At 44.5% G+C, this 16,999-nt stretch carries 16 protein-coding genes; 11 read left to right on the forward strand and 5 right to left on the reverse strand.

Annotated elements, in window-relative coordinates:
* Positions 1 to 316: 316 nt before the first annotated feature.
* The 5 genes from lnt to CRENPOLYSF2_RS12165 all read right to left on the reverse strand — a co-directional run bounded on the left by lnt (position 317) and on the right by CRENPOLYSF2_RS12165 (position 4,205).
* Entirely contained in the window at positions 317 to 1,900 is a 1,584-nt protein-coding gene (gene lnt, locus CRENPOLYSF2_RS12145) for an apolipoprotein N-acyltransferase (protein ID WP_087144215.1), read from the reverse strand.
* 78 nt (positions 1,901 to 1,978) lie between these two features.
* Positions 1,979 to 2,341 (reverse strand): HepT-like ribonuclease domain-containing protein, encoded by a 363-nt coding sequence (locus tag CRENPOLYSF2_RS12150; RefSeq protein ID WP_087144216.1) that lies wholly within the window; start codon positions 2,339 to 2,341, stop codon positions 1,979 to 1,981.
* Complete coding sequence (locus tag CRENPOLYSF2_RS12155) at positions 2,338 to 2,628, reverse strand: nucleotidyltransferase family protein (protein WP_087144217.1); 291 nt, start codon at positions 2,626 to 2,628, stop codon at positions 2,338 to 2,340. The genes CRENPOLYSF2_RS12150 and CRENPOLYSF2_RS12155 overlap by 4 nt, the downstream gene beginning before the upstream one ends.
* 254 nt (positions 2,629 to 2,882) lie before the next feature.
* Positions 2,883 to 3,659: a ParA family protein gene (locus CRENPOLYSF2_RS12160; RefSeq protein WP_087144218.1), complete on the reverse strand. Its 777-nt coding sequence runs from the start codon at positions 3,657 to 3,659 to the stop codon at positions 2,883 to 2,885.
* A 60-nt stretch (positions 3,660 to 3,719) separates the two neighbouring features.
* The gene (locus CRENPOLYSF2_RS12165; RefSeq protein WP_087144219.1) at positions 3,720 to 4,205 is read right to left on the reverse strand and encodes a zinc ribbon-containing protein; all 486 of its coding nucleotides are present in this window, start codon (positions 4,203 to 4,205) and stop codon (positions 3,720 to 3,722) included.
* 83 nt (positions 4,206 to 4,288) lie between these two features.
* Here CRENPOLYSF2_RS12165 and leuS point away from each other — a divergent pair, with 83 nt between their 5' ends.
* The 11 genes from leuS (at position 4,289) to CRENPOLYSF2_RS12225 (ending at position 16,978) form a co-directional block, all read left to right on the forward strand.
* The gene (gene leuS / locus CRENPOLYSF2_RS12170) at positions 4,289 to 6,736 is read left to right on the forward strand and encodes a leucine--tRNA ligase (protein WP_087144220.1); all 2,448 of its coding nucleotides are present in this window, start codon (positions 4,289 to 4,291) and stop codon (positions 6,734 to 6,736) included.
* Between the two features lie 19 nt (positions 6,737 to 6,755).
* Positions 6,756 to 7,247, forward strand: coding sequence for an LPS-assembly lipoprotein LptE (locus tag CRENPOLYSF2_RS12175; RefSeq protein WP_245807992.1), 492 nt, complete (start codon positions 6,756 to 6,758; stop codon positions 7,245 to 7,247).
* Positions 7,247 to 8,260, forward strand: a complete 1,014-nt coding sequence (gene holA, locus CRENPOLYSF2_RS12180) for a DNA polymerase III subunit delta (protein ID WP_087144221.1) — start codon at positions 7,247 to 7,249, stop codon at positions 8,258 to 8,260. Before CRENPOLYSF2_RS12175 ends, holA begins: the two co-directional genes overlap by 1 nt.
* A 476-nt stretch (positions 8,261 to 8,736) precedes the next feature.
* Positions 8,737 to 10,347, forward strand: a complete 1,611-nt coding sequence (locus CRENPOLYSF2_RS18580; RefSeq protein ID WP_140396855.1) for a calcium-binding protein — start codon at positions 8,737 to 8,739, stop codon at positions 10,345 to 10,347.
* A 293-nt stretch (positions 10,348 to 10,640) separates the two neighbouring features.
* Positions 10,641 to 13,154 (forward strand): tetratricopeptide repeat protein, encoded by a 2,514-nt coding sequence (locus tag CRENPOLYSF2_RS12195; protein WP_087144223.1) that lies wholly within the window; start codon positions 10,641 to 10,643, stop codon positions 13,152 to 13,154.
* Positions 13,155 to 13,163: 9 nt separating this feature from the next.
* A complete protein-coding gene (locus tag CRENPOLYSF2_RS12200) occupies positions 13,164 to 13,505 on the forward strand; it encodes a J domain-containing protein (protein ID WP_087144224.1) in 342 nt (113 codons plus the stop codon).
* Positions 13,502 to 14,143 (forward strand): nucleotide exchange factor GrpE, encoded by a 642-nt coding sequence (locus CRENPOLYSF2_RS12205; RefSeq protein ID WP_087144225.1) that lies wholly within the window; start codon positions 13,502 to 13,504, stop codon positions 14,141 to 14,143. Before CRENPOLYSF2_RS12200 ends, CRENPOLYSF2_RS12205 begins: the two co-directional genes overlap by 4 nt.
* 17 nt (positions 14,144 to 14,160) lie before the next feature.
* Complete coding sequence (locus CRENPOLYSF2_RS12210) at positions 14,161 to 15,897, forward strand: Hsp70 family protein (RefSeq protein WP_087144231.1); 1,737 nt, start codon at positions 14,161 to 14,163, stop codon at positions 15,895 to 15,897.
* Complete coding sequence (locus tag CRENPOLYSF2_RS12215; protein WP_087144226.1) at positions 15,897 to 16,283, forward strand: hypothetical protein; 387 nt, start codon at positions 15,897 to 15,899, stop codon at positions 16,281 to 16,283. Before CRENPOLYSF2_RS12210 ends, CRENPOLYSF2_RS12215 begins: the two co-directional genes overlap by 1 nt.
* Before the next feature lie 39 nt (positions 16,284 to 16,322).
* Positions 16,323 to 16,649, forward strand: coding sequence for a hypothetical protein (locus CRENPOLYSF2_RS12220; protein WP_087144227.1), 327 nt, complete (start codon positions 16,323 to 16,325; stop codon positions 16,647 to 16,649).
* Entirely contained in the window at positions 16,646 to 16,978 is a 333-nt protein-coding gene (locus tag CRENPOLYSF2_RS12225; protein WP_087144228.1) for a DNA alkylation repair protein, read from the forward strand. The genes CRENPOLYSF2_RS12220 and CRENPOLYSF2_RS12225 overlap by 4 nt, the downstream gene beginning before the upstream one ends.
* Positions 16,979 to 16,999: the final 21 nt, after the last annotated feature.

Below are 16,999 nucleotides of genomic sequence, written 5' to 3' on the forward strand. Positions count from 1 at the left end.
AGGTTAAGCCATTCGTGGTGAGCGTGTCGGATACCAACTTAAAACGGGACAAAATGTAGGTTGGGTTGAACGCTTTTCTCAACCCAACATTCCCAAGGCCTTGTAAAATGTTGGGTTGCCAAACAGCAGGCAGCCCAACCTACTTGAATGTTATTGTTTTTTTGTCCCACGTTAGGAACGTGCATGAAATAACTTGAACAACTTAAACGCCACCACCGTTCGTGCTGAGCCTGTCGAAGCATGAACTTGCTCAAGTTATTTCGTGCGCGTTCCTTAGCATTGATTGTATATAATATTTTTGAAGTCGCATTGACTACTATCGATAGTATTCATAATGAAAAGCCTGTTTCACAAGGCCTTTAAACCGACTGCACATCCCTAACCCCAGCAACACCAACAAAATCCCCCACAACAAAACCGGCACCAACCAAAACCACTGCTGATAAAAAGTCGCTGGCGGTGCTTTGAGATAAGCCACGCTATAAACCCCAGACCACGGCTGATGTATCGGCGAACGCTTCAATATCTCCCCCGATGCCAAAGCTACCGTAGAAATACCGGTATTAGTGGCTCGAAGCACCGGACGGCGAAACTCCACACCCCGCGCCAACGTCATGTACAAATGCTGGTAAGGCTCTTGCCAAGTGCCGTACCAAGAATCATTGGTGGTATTAACAAAAAATTGTGCGCCTAAATTAGCCAAATCCCTGGAAAACTGCGGAAACAAGCCCTCATAACAAATTTGTGCGCCTATTTTAAAGCCTTGTAAGGACATTAATTGCGTAGGCCCTGCACCACGGGCAAAATGGCCGGTATCCGGCAACCATTTACGAAACGCTGGAAACCATTGCTCGCCGGGTACGTATTCGCCAAACGCCAATAAAATCGTCTTGCTGTAATGCGGCGGGACAATACCGCCTTGTTTGTCGATAGCAAATAAGGAGTTAGTCAGCAATCGCGTGCTTTCATCCATGCTGTATGCACCGGTTATTAACGGCAACTGGCGCTCATGCACATAGCGCGTTAGCGCAATAGGGTACGGATCGTTAGTAAATTTTTCGCCCAATAACGCAGGAAAAGCAGTTTCTGGCCAGATGGCAAAATCAATAGCACGGGCTTTGTGGCTATCCAACGCCTGATCGGTGAGGATCATATAACGCCGTAGAATGCTTTCTTGCTTACCTTTACCCAGCTCAGCAGCCATTTTTTCGCTATTGTCAGTACTGGCTTGCGCCAATAAAGTAGTAAAACTGGCATCGGGTATCGGCAAGCGATTTTTTAGCCATACACCGCCTGCATTCAAAACCATAAAACTGCCTAACACTGCGACAACAATCAGTTTACCACGCCAATGTTTACGCTGTTGCCAAGCCACATAAAGCGGTAAATTGCTGAGCAATGTCAACGCGCTCAACCCACTAAAGCCTATGATTTCAGCCCATTGATAAACGGGAATATCCGCACCGTACCAGGAATAGCCAAAATTCCAGTCAAACAAGGTAAATGAATAGCGTTCGGACAAAATGGTTATCAGTGCCAGCAATACTAAAGACAACGATGCTGACCAGTTGAATTTTTGTCGCCCCCAAAACCACACAATGCCCGCAACAGGCACAAATAAGTGGCCAAGCAAGCTATAAACCACCATGCCGATGCCAGCAATAAACCAGTTTACATGGGCAAATTCGTGTAAGAGATAGGTGATCCAGTTAAAACCGATCAAAGTAAACACAAACGCGGTGATCATACCGCCGATAAGGACATCTTTTAGGCGAGTTTGCTGCATCCAAAACACCCATAAAGGCACAAAACAAAACAGCGATGCCCACGGTGGAAACGGAATATAGCTAGTGCCGATAAAAATACCGGATAAAATCGGCAGTAGCCAGTGTTTAGTCATGGTGTGATATCACGTTCATGCCGATAGGATAAAACAATTAGAAAATATACGACAACAATGGTTGTTCTTTGCCATATATCATTTTTGTTTTTCAGCGGCTTCGAGCATATCCGGCAAGCGTTCCAGCAATTGCGGTAAAGACATTTGCACAGTTTCCCAAACGGTATCCAAATTAATGTCGAAATAACCGTGCGCGATGCGATTACGCATACCCTTCATACTACGCCACGGCACGTCAGGATATTGATCGAGAAATTCGCTGTAGTCTTTAATTAGTTTAGTCGCGGCTTCGCCTAAAATAATCAAATTCATAATCACGGCTTGCTGGGTGCGGGTATCTGCCATAAAGTCTTCTTTAGGCATACCTTCCACATAGCAATAAGCCAACTTTGTGGCTTCCAGCATGTGATCAAGATAATCAGATAGGCGATTTTCAATCATATGGGACGTGCCTCAGCCAGCACTTGATCGCGGAATTTCGGCGATAAATCCCCAGGCGTTAACAAATCAACCGGAACGCCCAATAATTCTTCTAATTCAATTTGTAAACCACCTAAATCAAACAGTGTGGTATTTGGTAAAGCATCCACTAACAAATCCAAGTCGCTACCGTCTTGGTCTACACCATGAAGAACAGAGCCAAATACGCGCGGGTTAACTGTACGAAAACGTAACACGGCTTGCTGTAATGCTTCACGATGGCAAGCTAAGGCTATTGATGGCTTCATAGTGTTATGAATAGCTTAATTGGAAGAAAATAAAACACAAAATTATATCCGCTACGTATTAACCTGATACCGCTTTTGCACGAATCCATAACGCAGTTTGTTTGAATTTAAATTGCTGCAAAAAATGAAGACTCAAACTCAAGTCTAACCTATAGTAAAAATATTTTTAGAGTCATTTCTTGCTAGCAACCTAATGTATTCAAATGGGTTAAATGCTAATCCAAATCCTTTTCGTGGATTAAACTTAATACCAACTACTTGTGAAGTTCCGCGTACAAGGCGCGGTATTCATCACTCAGCTTATGCGTCGGCACGTAATGCACCAACGGCTGTGACACCGAATGCGACTCCCTCACTTTAACCGACGGTGAAATCATGGATGCCAGTACCGGTAAACCTTCGGCAATTAATTCATTCACCAGTTGCTGTGGCAAATTGGCCTGTCTTTGAAACTGGTTAACGATAATACCTTCAATCTCCAACTGCTGATTGTGATCCGCTTTCACTTCTTTTACCGTTTGTATCAAGCGGTACAAAGCTTCTCTGGAAAACGAATCGCAATCAAAAGGAATTAAACAGCGACTGGCGGCAATCAAGGCCGATTGGCTGTAAAAGTTGAGTACCGGCGGGGTGTCGATGTAAACCGCATCAAAACCGGATAGTTTTTCCAGCGCCTCTTTGAGTTTAAAAATTTTAAACTTGGCTTCCAGACGGCCTTGCAAAGGTTCTAGCTCTGGGTGCGACGGTACGACAAACAGATTGGGGTACGGCGATTCGTGTATGGTATCTTCCAGACCCGAATTGTTACTACCGCCAAACAGCGATAAACTCAAACAATCCTTAAAAAACGCCGCAATGGTTTTGCCGCTTTCTTCAACTTTTTTGCCTAGCAGATAATGGGTTGAATTACCTTGAATATCGAGATCGATCACCAAGGTTTTTTTGCCTTCCACCGCACTGATCGCGGCTAAATTACAGGTAATAGTTGACTTACCAACCCCGCCTTTTTGATTAAATATAACCCTGCGCATGTTACTCTCCGTAAAATCAAGCAGATAAACTGTGTATTATAAAGGCCTGGGGTGCAAAAATTAAACGCGAATAAAGCTTTTACCTTGGCATTGCGGGCACTGCGGAATAGTACTGGCTGATTTAAAAGCAATTTCCTTGCCGCAATCATCACATACCAGCGTACCTGGCGCACACACATCGCCGGTATGGTAGTTATCGGTTTTGGCCAGTTGCTCTAAATGTGCCAGTTCCAACTTGGTTTTATCGGCTAAGTTTAAGAACGCTTCTGTGGCAAAGTTTTCCAGCAATTCAATATCAAATTTTAGCCATTCGGACAGTGAATTATTGTCTTTTTTATCCGACAAACTGCGCGCGGCGCTGTTAAGATCGCGCTGCATAAAACCAGACACTTTATCGATTTCTTCACGGGTTAACGTCGATGCTTCATGCACTTTATCTTTAGCGACTTCCAAGCCATCAGCAAGACCGTGCAAGGTATTGTCCATTACTTCGTAAAGATGCTCCATAAGATGGGTATAGGCATCGACTAATTTATTTTTATCCATGATGACGCTCCTGAAAAATGCTGCTTTAGATTTAGGCCACTGTACGGTATTCTAACGCTTTTGACCGATAAAAGACGAGTAAGATGCAAGAAAATTACCAGCCGCAAACGATAGAACAAGACGTACAGAAAGCCTGGGAAGTCTCCGGCGTATTTAATGTCTCCGAATCCTCTTCTGCCGAAAAATATTACTGCCTGTCCATGTTCCCCTACCCTAGCGGTAAGCTGCACATGGGACATGTGCGTAACTATACCATAGGCGATGTCATCAGCCGCTACCAACGTATGTTGGGCAAGAATGTATTACAACCGATGGGCTGGGATGCCTTTGGTTTGCCCGCAGAAAATGCCGCCATGCAGCACGGCGTACACCCCGCCGAATGGACGTACAGCAATATCGACTACATGCGCGACCAGCTTAAACGCCTAGGCTTTGGCTATGACTGGAACCGGGAATTAGCCACCTGCGATCCGGAGTATTTTAAATGGGAGCAATGGTTTTTTCTGCGTTTGCTGGATAAAGGCCTGGCTTATAAAAAGACCGCACCGGTTAACTGGTGTCCTAAAGATATGACCGTACTGGCCAACGAACAGGTGATAGACGGCTGCTGCTGGCGCTGTGATAGCAAGGTAGAGCGCAAGGAAATCGCCCAGTGGTTTTTAAAAATCACCGATTATGCCGATGAGCTGTTGCAATCACTAGATACGTTAGACGGCTGGCCAGAGCAAGTGAAAACCATGCAAGCCAACTGGATTGGGCGCTCCGAAGGCGTGGAAATGGATTTTGCCGTGGCGGACATGGAACCGGTGCGCATTTATACCACTCGCCCTGATACCTTGATGGGGGTGACGTATCTGGCGGTAGCCGCCGAACATCCTTTGGCATTAACCGCTGCCGAAAGCAATGCCGACATTGCCACTTTTATAGCAAATTGCAAGCTGATGGAAACCTCGGAAGCGGCCATGGAAACCATGGAAAAACGCGGTATTGATTCCGGCATCAAAGCCATTCATCCCATTAGCGGCGAGCAAGTTCCGGTGTGGATAGCCAACTTTGTGTTAATGGGTTACGGCACGGGCGCGGTCATGTCAGTACCGGCACACGATCAGCGTGATTATGAGTTTGCAATCAAATACGGCATTGCGATTAAACAGGTTATTTTTGCCACTGACGGTATGGACGATGCTTGCTCAGAACACGCCTTTACCGCCAAAGGCATACTGAAAAATTCCGGTCAATTTGATGGCTTAACGTCTGCGCTAGCCTTTAACGCCATTGCCGAAACGCTGGAAAAAGCCAGTAAAGGCACGCGTAAAGTTAATTTCCGCTTACGCGATTGGGGCGTATCGCGCCAGCGTTACTGGGGCGCACCCATTCCGGTTATTTATTGTAACGGTTGCGGTACAGTGCCCGTCCCTGACAAAGATTTGCCGGTTATCCTGCCCAAAGATGTGGTGTTGGATGGCTCGCAATCGCCGTTAGTGGCACACCCTACCTTCTCAACATGTGAGTGTCCAACTTGCGGCAAACCCGCGCGGCGAGAAACCGATACTTTCGATACTTTCATGGAATCATCATGGTATTTTGCAAGATTCGCCTGTAACAAGGCAGATAGCATGTTGGATGCCAAAGCCAGCCACTGGTTACCAGTTGACCATTACATCGGCGGCATTGAACATGCGATTTTACATTTGTTATACGCGCGTTTTTATACCAAATTATTGCGCGATGAAGGCCTGATTACCTGTGATGAGCCGTTCAAAAAATTGCTGACCCAAGGCATGGTGCTAAAAGATGGCAGCAAGATGTCCAAGTCCAAGGGCAATACCGTTGATCCGCAAAGTTTAATCGAGCAATACGGCGCGGATACCGTGCGCTTGTTCATTATGTTTGCCGCGCCACCTGAGCAATCACTGGAATGGTCGGACAGCGGTGTGGAAGGTGCGTCACGCTTCTTAAAGCGGTTATGGCGACAGGTTTATTTACACGTCAGTACGGGGAGCTGTAGCGCTGCTTTGGACAAGGCTGCCTTGACCAATGAGCAGAGTGCTATGCGTCGGCAGTTACACCAAACTTTGCAAAAAGTCAGTCATGATATGGGGGTGCGGATCATTTTTAATACCGCGATTGCCGCCAATATGGAATTGTTGAATAGTTTGGCTAAGTTCACCGATGACTCTGAGACCGGCAAAGCCATTCGTCAAGAAGTGCTGGAAGCCATTGTACTGATGCTATCGCCGATGGTACCGCATATTTGTCACCAGTTATGGCTGGATTTAGGCCATCAAGACGCTTTACTGACCATGGCCTGGCCGGTGGTGGATGAATCTGCCTTAGTACAAGATTTGCTGGAATTAGTGGTGCAGGTTAACGGTAAATTACGCAGCAAAATCTCTGTGGCAACCACTGCAAGTAAAGAAGATATTCAGGCGATTGTCTTGGCTGATGAACAGGTTTTACGCTTTATTGATGGCCATTCGATTAAAAAAGTGATTATTGTGCCAGGTAAACTGGTTAATATTGTCGTTTAAACAGCGGGAGCGTGTCCTGATGAAAAAATGGCCAGTTTTGATGATGGTGTTACTACTCACAGCCTGTGGCTATCACTTACGAGGGTCTTTTGACTTACCTAAAGGCATCAAAAAAATATATCTACGCGGCGCATCAACACTATTGCGCGAACAATTCAGTAAAACTTTACAAGGATCATCAGGACAACTGGTTAATTCTCCAACAACAGCCGAGGTCATTGTCGGTATTTTTGACAGCGACATCAAACAAAGAGGCGTGTCATTAAGCGCCGGTGGACGGTCTAACGAATTTGAATTAACCTACCGCTTGGAGTACGAATTACGCGATGCCACCAATAAGGTGTTGTTGGCACGCGAACCTATGGAAATTCGCCGCGAATATTTTAACGATCAACAGGATATTATCGCTAAAGACAACGAAGAAAGCGTAATTCGCACTGAGATGTACCAACAAGCAGTACGAGGAATTTTTAACCGTCTGCGTGCTGTATTGGCAACTAAACCTAAGTAATGCGCCTTAAACCCGAACAACTGACTGTAGCACTGCAAAAATCCTTAGCAACGGTTTATTTCATCAGTGGCGACGAACCCTTACAGGTGATCGAAGCCACCGATGCAATTAAGCACAGTGCAAAAAAAAATGGTTTTATTAATCGCGAAATACTCAACGCCGAAACGGGTTTTGATTGGAAACAATTAGCCCAAACCGCCGCCGAACAGTCCATTTTTGCCGATAAAAAACTCATTGATTTACGATTATCGGGCAGCGGCCCTGGCATTGAAGGTGCAAAAGCCTTAATCAGTTACTGCGAACATCTACCCGACGATACAGTGTTAATGATTAGTGCTGGCAAATTAGCCAGCGCCTCGCTCAAAACACGCTGGTTTCAGGCGCTGGATAAAATCGGCGTCATTGTGCAAGTTTGGCCACTGGAGGGACAGGCTTTATTATTGTGGCTACAACAGCGCTTACAGCGCCGTGGCCTGCAAGTAAATCGAGACAGCGTCAAACTGATTGCATCACGCATAGAAGGCAATCTATTGGCCGCTGTGCAAGAGATAGAAAAGCTTTACGTATTACACGGCGCAGACACGCTCAGCCACCAGCAGGTTAGCGATGCGGTGGCAGATAGCTCACGTTATGATGTATTCTCCTTGGTTTCTGCCGTGTTAGAGGCGGATATCAGCCGATTTCTTAAAATACTGGCCAGTTTAAAAGCGGAAGGTATTGCGGCTCCTATTGTGTTATGGGCATTAGCGCGAGAAGCCAGAGCCCTCAGCAAAATCAAATGGCAGCTTTCGCAAGGGCAAAGCCGCGATCTTGTGTTTAGAAATAACCAAATATGGGATAACCGTCAAGTGATTGTATCTACTGCGCTAAATCGCCTTAGCTACGTTGATCTGAATGCTATTCTTGTACTTGGTGCCAGTGCAGACCGAAAAATCAAGGGGCAACAGACCGGTGATGCATGGGAAGCGCTACACGCCATGTGTGTATTATTTTCTGCAATAAAACCTGTATAACCGGCATTTTAACGCTGAAAATGTGCGCCACACAACCCAAAATTCCTCGCTTTAAAAACTAAAACCAAACCTAAAATAGTGCTTATCAGGTTAAGCTCCGCCACCAGAATCGCACTTTATAATTGTCAGCTACAATTACACTAGAAAAAAGCATTAGCACTGGCTTAATACTTTGTAGTATATTGATTTTGCTAAACAAAAAAAATATTTAGCCCAGGAAAACAAATATTTAATTCTTTTTTGTTTACAAATTTTAACGTAATCAACGATTATAAACATAAAGAGTAAGCTAACAAGCTGAAAAACAACACATTATTTATTGGCACAATAAATGCTTAACCCTTGTGTTCGCCAAAATAAAAATAAACAATGGCCGTTATACGCCATCACATGCAAAGAAAAATATTTTAAAACAGCTTTTCTAGTACAAATCAAACACTCATATTTACAACTAACACTGAACTGAGGTAATTCCCATGGCAATTATTAACGTAATCACTGGAACTAACGACAACGACACTTTGGGTAAAACCACAGTAGGCGCGGATAAAATGACCGGTAAAAAAGGCAATGACACTTACTACGTCAATAACGTAGGTGATACCGTCATTGAAAGCACCAACCAAGGTATTGATACTGTCATAAGCTCAATTGACCACACACTGAGCAGTGGCGTAGAAAATCTTACCTTAATCGGTGCCGCAGTAAAAGGCACAGGTAACTCGCTAAATAATGTATTAACCGGAAATAGCGCCAATAATACGCTTAATGGTGGTGTTGGTACGGACACTATTATCGGCGGCGACGGTGATGATTTACTGAATGGTGGCGCTGGCGCTGACAAACTCAGTGGCGGTAAAGGCAATGATATTTATGTTATTAACACGGCAACTGACACGATTACAGAACTTGCCAATCAAGGCATTGATAGAGTGATCAGTGCTATCGATTATACTTTGGGCATCAACCTGGAAAACCTTGCCTTATTACCGGGCGCACTCAATGGCACAGGTAACGCACTAAACAATATCATCATTGGTAACAGTGGCAATAACACCTTAACGGGTCTAGATGGCAATGACAGCCTCCAAGGTGGCGCAGGTATTGACACACTAACCGGCGGTAACGGCAATGACTTTCTGTTCAGTGGCGCAGGTGGCGACACACTCGTTGGTGGCAAAGGTAATGATGTGTATGTCATTGACGTGACAACAGATATCATCACAGAACTGAGCGGTGAAGGTGCCGACAGAGTTATTAGCACTATCGATTATACGCTGGGCACTGAATTAGAAAATCTTTCTCTGCGGGGCGGCGCACTCAGTGGTACGGGTAATACGCAAGCTAATCAATTATTTGGCAATGCCGCCAACAATATCCTAAGTGGCTTAGCCGGTAATGATAAACTCATCGGCGCGGCTGGCGATGATACGCTGAACGGCGGCACAGGCAATGATATGCTGAATGGTGGTGCGGGCGATGATACCCTAAATGGCGGTGGTCAAAATGACACACTGATCGGCGGTGAAGGCTCAGATACGCTAATAGGTGGCTCAGGTAAAGATACTTACATTCTCACCGAAACTACCCATGTGAGTGATACCGTGGTAGTCGGATCCAATACAATCTTAACAATATTAGATAATTATCTCGGTAATACCGATGTGGTTAAAGGCTTTGTCGTGGGCGAAGACAAGCTTGATGTTTTGTTTAATACAGTTGTCGCGGATACTGGTAACACGCCAATCACAGGAAATAACAACCCTGCCGATAATGTTGATATTGGTGTTTTTGCTAAGCATACTATCAAAAACGGCATTTATACCTTGTACAACGCTGCTGGCGTAGAAGAAACGATTAGCACCGCCAACGAAAAAGCAGCCTATGGCTATCTCTTAGAAAACACCCCATTAACCAACTCTGTAGCAGGTTTCCATGTGACCAGAGCAACCGGTGATATTGACACCATCGTAGTACAACACGATCACAGCGTAGCAACCGCGACCACGGCGAGTGTTGAAAACCATATTGTCATTGATTTAGTCGGTGTTACCGCCACCAGCTTGGACGCTACTTGGATTATTTAAGCCATTTAATTTAAAAAATCACAGCAAAACGCAAAGAGGGCAAGCTTTCAGCATGCCCTCTTCTTAATCTCTGTTTAACTGTTTATTAAAAAATACCCAACAACCACAAACAAAATAGCCCCCCTTCTGTTATTCATTCAAGACTGCACTTTTTGCTATAAATAAACAATAGCTGACACTTAGGTAGATACCCGTCATCGACACAGGTATAATAGCCGTTTTATAGCTCATAAAGTCATTACCCGTTTTAGCTATATTACTTATCACCGTTGTTGATACTGTGCCTAATACGTATGCAAAAAACCACGCCTAACCTACCTGTTAATAACAAAACAGACCTTCCCGCGTTAGAATTATCTGCTGCGTCTAAAGTACAAAGTGGCAACTACAAAGATGCCATTGAGTTATACAAAACCCTATTAAAGACCACCGAAAAATCAGAGTGGCGGCAGGCCTTAGCGCAGTGTTATTTACAGCGAGCATTAACCTTTGCAGCCAAAGGCATGATCAAAGAAGCCATTGTTCTGTGGGAAAGTTACGCGCAACACAACCGCCTTAAGCAAGAATACTTTGATCACTATATTAGCTGGCTGTTACAAATCAACGATACAGCCAAAGTTAAAAAATACTTACCGCAGTTAACAGCCACGCAACTAGATGAGCAATACGTGCAGCTGGCCAGTATTTTAGGCTTACTCATGCTTACCCATAGGCCTGAGCTGCACGGCGCATTACCGCAAGATTCATTGTTAATAAAACATGCAACACTAGTGCAAGCTAGCTTGACAGCCTATCGCAACAATCAACCTGAAGCCGCTGAAGCTTACTTACAACAACTGCCGTTTCGTTCTGCCTTTAAAGACTTTAGAACGCTCATGAAAGCGACCTTGGCGCTGCCTGAATCCCCCGAAAATGCCCAACTACAATTAGCAAAAATCCCCGCCGAATCGCCTTATCACAGTATGGCCAGCAGCTTATTGGCATGCACACATAATGGCATGGCACTGATCAATAATTTAACCGAACTGACACATAAACAAGCCCAGTTAGTGGTTAGAGCCAAAAAATTTACTAAAAACCAAACGGAATTGCTGGATGTTGTTATCAAGCAAAAACAGCACTTGTCCGACAAATTAAAATTTAATTTAGCCATTCAACACCAATCGTTGTTTGGGGTCGTCATGGCCAAACGTTATTGTTATTCAGCCTTAGGCAATTATTCCGCTGGGCAGCGCGACTTTAACAAACATTTTGGCGCGCTGGACGAATTTGAGGAATGCCGTTTAAAAGCCCTCGGCCACGAAAACAATAAAAATTCATATGATGCACTGTATTACTGGAAACGCTGTATCAGTCTGTTAAAAGACATCGACCAAACACCGTTAAATGACTTAAAAATAGCCAGTGTGATGCGACACCTTGGCAGTAAAAAATATTCGCCAACACAAGACATTGATTGGTTAGAACAAAGTTTAAATCATGACACCGATCGTGACACCTATTTAAACGTATTAAACCACTACGCCACGCAACCGCAAAAAGCGACCGTTTATCAACAATGGCTGCATAAAGGCCTGGTACATTTTCCACACGATGTTGATTTTTTACTGATCGCGATGAGCGAGGCAACGCAGCGCCTAGCCTTTGCAGATGTCATCGCTTATGCACACCGCGCATTAAAAATTGATCCGGTCAATATTATTGCCAAACAAGCGTTATTCGATAGCCATCTTGCCCTGTTACGAGTAATTATTAAAACCAAGAAAGCTAATAAGCTGCCTGCGGCTCTGTCAGACATTAGCGCTTTGGTATTGAGTAAACGCGACCAGCTCATCGTTAATATAATGCAAGGTTTTTGCCTGTTTATCAGCGATAAAGAGCGTGGTGTGCGCGCCATTGCCGACGCAGTACAAGCCGCTTATGATGGCTTGCTATGTGCGTATTTTTACATCATGATCGAAGCATCCGCGATGGGCTTGCAACTTGCACCGGTGTTAAAAAAATTGCCGCCCTTAGCGAAAGATTACAGCTTATCGCCACAAGAACTAAGCCAATTTACTGCACTGGTTTTACAATACCACAGCAAGGAAGACAGCCGTGTATTTGTCAGCAAAGTACTCGATAAAATCAAAACACCGCTGAAAAACGCGCTCATCAACCAACCGTATGACGAAGCGCTATTGCTGGCATTGTGCCAGTGCTTAGAGCATGTTGGCCACTTTGAACTGATGCGCGTCTGCACCAAAGTAGCACAGCCGTTATGGGACAAACCTGTCTGGATGTATTACCGGGTTTATGCAGAAGCCAACGGCGACGCTGCACAATGTTCTGAGATTAATGCCGACAGACTGGACGATAGCCTCAACGAGGCTTACGAGCAAAATGATCGAAAAGCCATTGTCTTGATTGAAAAATTCCTCGATGCCTATTATGCTGATGGCTTCGACCCCAAAAATCTGGGTGTGCTGTCCTCATTACTGGGCATAGGAGGTAACAGTAAAGCTGAGCCTATGGCATTATTTAATGACTTACCAATCGAAATATTTGAGCAATTGGATAAAAAAGCGGATGCGATGATCAAAAAAATGGGCATGGATCGCTTCCTGGCCAGCATCATCAAACAATATTTTCCCAGTGATGCGCTCAGCGCCATGACGATGCTACTAAAAGACTTTGAAGGCTTGCAAGCTTTCGCATTACTAAAAGCCGCTGAAGAATTAAACATTCCGCTTACAGTAACGGCTGCCGACATTATTAACTGCATTAAAGGCAGTAGCAGCAGTGCGCTTCCGTCATTTTTAAGGTAGAGCAATGCCATGAAAACACCCTATGAAACCCTTAACGTTACTGAGCATGCAAGCGATATTGAGATAAAACACGCGTATTTGCAAAAAGTAAAACAATACCCACCGGATCATAATCCTGCACTATTTCAGCAAATACACGATGCCTATCAAGCCATTAAAGATCAAAAAAATCGAATAAACCATGCGTTGTTTGATTACCCAGAGGCCGACTTTAACGCCTTGCTTAATCAGGCTTTGGTCAGCCCAGCACCACTGAATCTCAGTGCCGACTGTTTTGATAAATTATTACAGGCCAGCGTTAATGAGAAAATTTTTCAACTCAATACGCCACAAAACCCTGCTAAACCATGAGTGATGCCCATAAAAATCGTTTACTCGAAGAGTTTCAAAGCTATTTGCAAAATGTTGACTTTAGCCAACTGGCTGAGGAACAGCCGCCCGATCTCAATAGTTTACTCAACGAACTCGCCAGTTTAAAAAGTGAAGTTAAAGCGCAGTCCCGACATTTTAAAAGCACTCTGGATGCGCTAGCTGAGGCAGTCACTGTTTTACAAGCAGACAATACCCGTTTAACAGCCGAGCTGTGTTTGCACGACACTTATCTGCAACAACAGCGCAACACCTTATTACGCACACTGCTCACAGATATTGTTGATGTGTATGACCGACTCGGCGTGGGTTTGGCGATATTGCAGAATCATAAGCCTGTTTCGTCTTTTTTTGGTAAAAAACCCGATGATCGCTTTTTGAACAGCGTTAAAGACGGACAAGCCATCACCTTAAAACGTCTTGAAAACCTGTTACAGCGCCACCATGTTTTACCTATAGAATGCGTGGGTAAAGCCATTGACCCGCATACCATGAATGCCGTCGAAATTGGAAACAATCCAAAGCTTGCTAACGGCGTCGTCATCGAGGAGCTACGCAAAGGATTTTTATTTGAAAACGATGTCCTACGCCTTGCAGAAGTTAAAGTTAACAAATTATAACCTTGAAAAAATACACCATGAATGAAATCATAATCGGAATTGACTTAGGTACTACCAACTCAGAAGTTGCCATCGTTGAAAACGGCCAGGTCACCGTCATCACTGACAACGGTAAAAAAATACTGCCTTCCGTTGTAGGACTGGACGACAACGGCGGCATTCTGGTCGGCGAATCGGCACGAAACCAATATTTGGTTTACCCTGAACGCACCATTAAATCTATTAAACGTTTAATGGGACAAGATACCCAAGTCGTACTGGGCGAGCAATCTTACGCGCCACAAGAAATTTCTGCGATTATTCTAAAGCGCCTTAAAGAAATTGCCGAACACCATCTTGGCCATTCGGTCAGTAAAGCCGTCATTACCGTACCGGCGTATTTTTCCGATGCACAGCGCCAAGCCACCCATGAAGCCGGGCAAATTGCTGGCCTAGAAGTGATACGTATTATTAATGAACCCACAGCGGCAGCGTTGGTATACGGCAGTAAGCAAACCGAACAGAAACGTATGCTGGTATACGATTTAGGTGGTGGTACTTTTGACGTATCCGTAGTAAATGTGGAAGCCGGTGTGGTAGAAGTCTTATCTAGCCACGGCGACAACCATTTAGGCGGCGATGATTTCGACGAGCAGATTATTAATCACATTGTCGACCATTTACAAGAGACCCAACAAATTGATGTGCGCACGCACAGCAAAGCCATGGCGCGTATTACCCGTGCCGCTGAAAATGCCAAATTTACCCTGTCCGACCAACCTTACGCAACGATAGAAGAAGAATATTTGCTAGAGCATGATGGTGTCGCGGTGCATCTGTCAATGGAACTGTCCAGAAGTGTTTACGAAGACATGATTGCCAACTACATTGATGTCACCCTCGATGCCCTACATATTGCTTTAAAAGGTGCAAAACTCACTGCCAGCGATATTGACGAAATTGTATTAGTCGGTGGTTCAACGCGCACACCGTGTATTCGTGAACGTTTGTTCGACATCTTCGGTTTTGAGGCACACAGCGCAGTTGACCCAGACTTATGCGTGGCAATGGGTGCAGCCATTCAAGCAGCGATGATTAACGGTCAGCAAGTTGATGCGGTGTTAGTGGATGTAACGCCTTACACTTACGGTACGTGTGCATTAGGATTTTTATATGGCGAACCGTATGAGCATCAATATTGCCCGATTATCCATAAAAACACGCCGCTGCCTAATCGTAAAACCGAAGCCTATATGACCGCGACCGATAGCCAAGATGCGGTTGAAGTAACGATTTATCAAGGTGAAGACCCAGATGCTTTAAACAATACCAAAATTGGTGAGTTTCTGGTCGACGGCTTACGTGATGTACCCGCAGGTAACGTGATTACCTTAACCTTGGATTTGGATATTAACGGTATTTTACATGTCTCCGCAATAGAAAAAGCCACTGGCCTGCAAAAATCCATCACTATTAAAAATGCGATGGCACGTTTTGAACAAGGTGCGTTAGACACCGCACAAAAACGGGTCGGGCAGTTATTTGGCCAAGCCGCGCCGCAAAGCAATACCACATCCGATAGCCCTGAAGTTAACGCCGCACGTCAACTGATCACCAAAGCGCAAGACCTGTTTGATAAAGTCTCCGCTGAAGACCAAGAAGATATGGTAGATTTAATCGAAGCCATTCACGACGCTATTGAAGAACAGGCTAATGATGACTTGCAAACAGCGGTCGTCAAGTTAACTGATATTATCTATTACCTAGAATCGTAATGGAGCGCTGTTCCTGCTGCAATGCCCGCTTAGGCGGGGCATTGATTTGTCCGCGCTGCCAAACCAATTTGGCAGCGGTCATCAGCAGCGAACAGCAAGCTAACGCCTTGCTAGCACACGCCATGCAACTTTGGTTTATACAAGAACGAAAGCTTGCAGTGCAGACGTTAACACAAGCGCTAGGCTATAAAAAAACCCCTGCTATATTAATATTCCGTGACTTTATCATTCGCCAATACGGCTCAAAAATAGTGGCGCTATTGGCGCACGGCAAACACCAGCACGCACAGTACACACTTACGCTGTTAATTAAACTACACCCAACCCATCCACTGTTATTGCAATTACGCGGCTTTACCAATCATCTCATTGCTAAATCTAGTTAGGCCATCAGGTCGAAAATTCGACAATATCAAGGAAGAAATATGCAATTCGATATTGATATGAAATCAGAACATAAAGAGTTATTTATTTCCGCGCGAAAATTGCTGATCGAATATTACAAGCTGAAGGAAAACAAAAAAGATCGGATAACCGCTTATTCCGATGCTAAGAGTGGAATATGCCACATGAGAACCATGAGGCATGGAATCGATATTGGATTTCTTAAAGGCGTAAGTATGGGGGACAAGTATGGATTGCTGACAGGGACAGGAAAAGTTATGCGGGTGTTGTCACTGAATACTTTAGATGTTGATTGCGTTAAATATTATATCGATCAGGCCATCAAGATAAATGCTGAAAAGCCATGAACCTACAGCAAGTGGTAACACGATTGCAAGCTTTGGCAGACCCAGAGAAAATAGTAATTAAGGAACGAAAGTTTGGTATCAAAGCCCAGAATTCTCTCGGTATTTATCACAAAGACTTAAAAGATTTAGCTAAAGAAATTGGGCGTGATAATAGTCTCGCCCACGCCTTATTTGAGACGGGCATTTATGAAGCAAGAATACTGTGTAGCAAAATTCACGATCCAATGTGCATTACAAAAGAACAGATGGATCAATGGGTGATGACATTTGAGAACTGGGAAATCTGTGATCCGACATTCCGCACCCCCCTACCCAGAATTTGCATATAATTTAACATACCGATTTCCAAG

This window comes from Crenothrix polyspora (assembly GCF_900163755.1).
In the GTDB taxonomy this organism is placed as follows: Bacteria; Pseudomonadota; Gammaproteobacteria; order Methylococcales; family Methylomonadaceae; genus Crenothrix; species Crenothrix polyspora.